Below are 4,375 nucleotides of genomic sequence, written 5' to 3'. Positions count from 1 at the left end.
GGGCAAGATGAAGCCCTACGTCGCCAAGGCGCCTCTCCTCGACGTCTCCCAGGACCGCTCGAACACCGGCTACGCCCGCACCGGGCCGCACGCGGCCCCGTACAACCTCTACGGCACCCCGCGGCAACTCCTCGCCCGCGCGCCGGGCGCCGCCAAGGCGGGCGACATCGGCTTCCGGTTCGGCCCGGCCCCGAGCGGCGGCAAGGCGGCCACGAGCTACACCGCCCGCTACCCGGCCGCGACGCTGAAGTTCACCTGGTCGCCGGGCGAGAAGCGGTGGCTGGTCACCCAGGACGGCCGCGCGGACCGCGCCGGAGAGGGCGGCCGGCTCGGCGGCGCGACCATCGTGATCCAGCGGGCCCACACGACCCGCTCGCAGTTCCACGACTTCCTCGGCAACTACACGCCGCTCGTGCGGACCGTGGGCACCGGCGACGCGACCGTGCTGCGCGACGGCAAGGCCTACGACGCGCGCTGGTCGCGGCCGTCGGAGAAGGACGGGACGACCTTCACCACCGCCTCCGGCGCGCCCATGACGTTCGCCACCGGCCAGGTCTGGGTGGTGCTCGTCAACGACGGGAGGCCGACGACGCCCTGAGCCGTACATCATGTCGGATGACGGCGTGATTCCTGACGACATGGCAGGGCGGTCTCGCTGGTCGGCTGCCTCTACCATGGATACGACAGCTTGATCGACTCATTCGAAGAGGTAGCCGTGTCCACCGCCACGCCCGACGCCGCCCCCGAACAGACCAACGCCGTTCCCGAGACCGGCACCGCCCGCGTCAAGCGGGGCATGGCGGAGATGCTCAAGGGTGGCGTGATCATGGATGTCGTCACGCCCGAGCAGGCGAAGATCGCCGAGGACGCCGGCGCCGTCGCCGTGATGGCCCTTGAGCGCGTGCCCGCCGACATCCGCGCCGAGGGCGGCGTCTCGCGGATGAGCGACCCCGACATGATCGAGGGCATCATCGGCGCCGTCTCGATCCCGGTCATGGCCAAGGCCCGCATCGGCCACTTCGTCGAGGCGCAGGTCCTGCAGGCCCTCGGCGTCGACTACATCGACGAGTCCGAGGTGCTGACCCCGGCCGACTACGACAACCACATCGACAAGTGGGCCTTCACCGTGCCCTTCGTGTGCGGCGCCACCAACCTCGGCGAGGCGCTCCGCCGCATCACCGAGGGGGCGGCGATGATCCGCTCCAAGGGCGAGGCGGGCACCGGCGACGTCTCCAACGCCACCACCCACATGCGTCAGCTCCGCCAGCAGATCCGGCGGCTCGGCTCGCTGCCCGAGGACGAGCTGTTCGTCGCGGCCAAGGAGCTCCAGGCCCCGTACGAGCTGGTCAAGGAGGTCGCGCGGGGCGGAAAGCTGCCGGTGGTGCTGTTCACCGCGGGCGGCATCGCCACGCCCGCCGACGCCGCCATGATGATGCAGCTCGGCGCCGAGGGCGTGTTCGTCGGCTCGGGCATCTTCAAGTCCGGCGACCCGGCCAAGCGCGCCGAGGCGATCGTGAAGGCCACCACCTTCTACGACGACCCCGACGTGATCGCGAAGGTCTCGCGCGGGCTCGGCGAGGCGATGGTCGGCATCAACGTCTCCACTCTGGCCGACGGCGACCGGCTCGCCGCCCGGGGCTGGTAGCCGTCGCATACCGTTCGGAACGCCCGCCGCCGAGGGTAAATGAAGTGTGTTCTCCCCTCCACAGGGCGGGAAAGGCGGGTTACCCTGGGCCGCGACTGAACGATGGTGCCGCCGGCAGGGTCCGCCGAGCGCGGGAGGGGACGACGCCCATGGGTTGGTCGGTCGCGTTGGCGTGTTCGCGTGTGGACGGAGCCTCCCAGGCCTTCGGGCCGGGGCTCGTCCCCGACCCCGATCGCGCCGTGGCGCTGGCCCGGCGGCTCTACCCGGAGCACTCGGTCACCGAGACCGGTGACACCGTGCTGGACTTCGCGCTCTGGCCCTATGAGGACGAGCTGTTCGTCGGCGCGTACGGCGACGCCGTGGTCGTGTGCGATCGCCGGCTGTTCTGCGTCGACGACCGGGCGCGCCGTCTCGCCGACGAGATCGCCCGCGCGGTCCCGGGCGGCTCGTGCGGCGTGCTGGTCCTGCACAGCGTCGTGTCCGGCTGCTGGTTCCGGTGGTACTCCGGTGACCGGGCACGCCGCGACGTCTACGTCACCGCCGAAGACGGCGTCGTGGTCGACCTCGGCGAGCGGCTGCCGGCCGAGGCCCCGTTCTGGAAGGCCATCGACGACGGCGCGTCCGACGTCCCGCTGCCGTTCGACTATGAGGAGTACGGCATGGCGCTCGCGCGCGAGCACCTGTTCGGGCGCGACATCGCCGAGCGCGGCGCCGACGGTTTCCTCCCGCTCGAGCTCCCGTTGCGCCGGTTCAAGCTCGCCTGACACGGGGCCGCGGGGAAGCCGGAGCGCGTCGCGGGCGTTGTCACTGGCACTAAGCTCGTTGGTACAACTCGATGTGAAGGGCTGGTTCGTGGCTGCTGTCCCGACGGTCGGAGTGCTCGCACTGCAGGGCGATGTCCGCGAGCACCGCCGTGTCCTGGAGTCCTGCGGCGCCGCCACCGCGGTCGTCCGCCGTCCGGAGGAGCTGGAGCGCGTCCAGGCGCTCGTGATCCCCGGCGGGGAGTCCACGACGATGTGGCGGCTCGCTCGCACGTTCGACCTGCTCGAGCCCTTGCGCAAGCGTGTCGAGCAGGGCATGCCCGCCTACGGCTCCTGCGCCGGGATGATCATGCTGGCCGACCGCATCCTCGACGGCGCGGCCGGGCAGGAGACCATCGGCGGCATCGACATGGTCGTCCGCCGCAACGCGTTCGGCCGCCAGGTCGACTCCTTCGAGAGCGACGTCGAGATGGGCGGCCTCGACCGGCCCTTTCACGCGGTCTTCATCCGCGCGCCGTGGGTCGAGTCGGTCGGTGAGGGCGCCGAGGCGCTCGGTCGTGCCGCGACCGGCGAGTCCGCCGGTAGGATCGTCGCCGTCCGGCAGGGGCATCTCCTGGCGACCTCGTTCCATCCCGAGCTGACCGGCGATCCCCGGATCCACGCCTACTTCCTCGCGATGGTGAAGGAAGCCTCGTGACCTCCGGCCTCCCTCGGGGGTGGGGAGCCGCGTCCGGGAGGATGCCGCCGCGCACCGCGTCCAGGCAGTGTTCTGTGACTTTCTGAGATTGGAGGAAGGGGCTCACCTCTTCGGCGGCTCGCCGGGGTGGCCCCGCGAAACGCATGAGTGGCCACTCCAAATGGGCGACGACGAAGCACAAGAAGGCGGTGGTCGACGCCAAACGGGGCAAGCTGTTCGCCAAGCTCATCAAGAACATCGAGGTGGCGGCCCGCACCGGTGGCGGCGACCCGGACGGCAACCCCACGCTGTACGACGCCATCCAGAAGGCGCGCAAGAACTCCGTGCCCCTCGACAACATCGAGCGGGCGCGTAAGCGCGGCGCCGGCGAGGAGGCCGGCGGCGCCGAGTGGCAGACGATCATGTACGAGGGCTACGCGCCCGGCGGCGTCGCGGTGCTCATCGAGTGCCTGACCGACAACCGCAACCGCGCCGCCTCCGACGTCCGCACCGCGCTGACCCGCAACGGCGGCTCGCTCGCCGATCCCAACTCGGTGTCGTACCTGTTCACCCGCAAGGGCGTCATCCTGGTGCCCAAGGACGGCACCACCGAGGACGACGTGATGATGGCGGTCCTGGACGCCGGCGCCGAGGAGGTCAACGACCTCGGTGAGTCGTTCGAGGTGATCAGCGAGGCCGGCGACCTGGTGACGGTGCGCAAGGCCCTGCAGGAGGCCGGCCTCGACTACGAGTCCGCCGAGGCCAACTTCCTGCCCAGCGTGAGCGTGCCCGTCGACGAGGACAACGCCAAGAAGGTCTTCCGCCTCATCGAGGCGCTCGAGGACAGCGACGACGTGCAGAACGTCTTCGCCAACTTCGACGTCTCCGACGAGATCATGGAGAAGATCGAGGCCTGACGGCCGTCCGCGGACGCCCCCTGCCGCCCGGCAGGGGGCGTTCCGGTGATGCCTCCGGGCCCCGCCCGCGGAAAACCCCTTGATGCCGCGCCCGCGCCATGCCGTAGCGTCGTGGCACGTGGAGACGCGCACACTCGAACCCGCCGACCTCGACGCCGTCTATGACCTGTGGAACCGTGCCTTCGGGCCGTCCGGCCGCCGGGACGACGCGTGGGCGCTGCGGGCCATGGGGGAGGGCCGCTTCCTCGGGGTCGGCGACGGCGGCCGGCTCGTCGCCGTCGGGCACTACCACCCGTTCGAGCAGTGGTGGCACGGCCGCGCGGTGCCGATGGGCGGCGTCGGCGGGGTCTGCGTCGCGCCGGAGGACCGCGGTCGC

The 4,375-nt window shown here is 71.2% G+C and carries 6 protein-coding genes; all 6 read left to right on the top strand.

Features of this window, described 5'->3' with window-relative positions; genetic code table 11:
• Window positions 1-598: DUF3048 C-terminal domain-containing protein (locus ACFFNX_RS43435; RefSeq protein ID WP_378212099.1), on the top strand; the 598-nt coding region annotated here is incomplete at its 5' end.
• A 117-nt stretch (window positions 599-715) separates the two neighbouring features.
• A complete protein-coding gene (gene pdxS / locus ACFFNX_RS43430) occupies window positions 716-1,645 on the top strand; it encodes a pyridoxal 5'-phosphate synthase lyase subunit PdxS (protein WP_378212098.1) in 930 nt (309 codons plus the stop codon).
• A gap of 149 nt (window positions 1,646-1,794) precedes the next feature.
• Window positions 1,795-2,409, top strand: coding sequence for a DUF6928 family protein (locus ACFFNX_RS43425; RefSeq protein WP_378212097.1), 615 nt, complete (start codon window positions 1,795-1,797; stop codon window positions 2,407-2,409).
• 88 nt (window positions 2,410-2,497) lie between these two features.
• The gene (gene pdxT / locus ACFFNX_RS43420; protein ID WP_378212096.1) at window positions 2,498-3,103 is read left to right on the top strand and encodes a pyridoxal 5'-phosphate synthase glutaminase subunit PdxT; all 606 of its coding nucleotides are present in this window, start codon (window positions 2,498-2,500) and stop codon (window positions 3,101-3,103) included.
• Window positions 3,104-3,246: 143 nt separating this feature from the next.
• The gene (locus ACFFNX_RS43415) at window positions 3,247-3,999 is read left to right on the top strand and encodes a YebC/PmpR family DNA-binding transcriptional regulator (RefSeq protein ID WP_378212095.1); all 753 of its coding nucleotides are present in this window, start codon (window positions 3,247-3,249) and stop codon (window positions 3,997-3,999) included.
• A gap of 118 nt (window positions 4,000-4,117) precedes the next feature.
• A partial coding sequence (locus ACFFNX_RS43410; RefSeq protein ID WP_378212094.1) for a GNAT family N-acetyltransferase occupies window positions 4,118-4,375 on the top strand: 258 nt, incomplete at its 3' end.

The organism is Actinoallomurus acaciae, from assembly GCF_042429965.1.
Classification (GTDB): domain Bacteria; phylum Actinomycetota; class Actinomycetes; order Streptosporangiales; family Streptosporangiaceae; genus Actinoallomurus; species Actinoallomurus acaciae.
Note: the sequence above shows the minus strand (reverse complement) of the source record. Positions and strands in the feature narration are given on the sequence as shown.

Bases quoted from the DNA above. Each gene is read 5' to 3' on its own strand.
- ACFFNX_RS43425 (WP_378212097.1), top strand. From the start codon at position 1,795: ATGGGTTGGTCGGTCGCGTTGGCGTGTTCGCGTGTGGACGGAGCCTCC.
- ACFFNX_RS43415 (WP_378212095.1), top strand. From the start codon at position 3,247: ATGAGTGGCCACTCCAAATGGGCGACGACGAAGCACAAGAAGGCGGTG.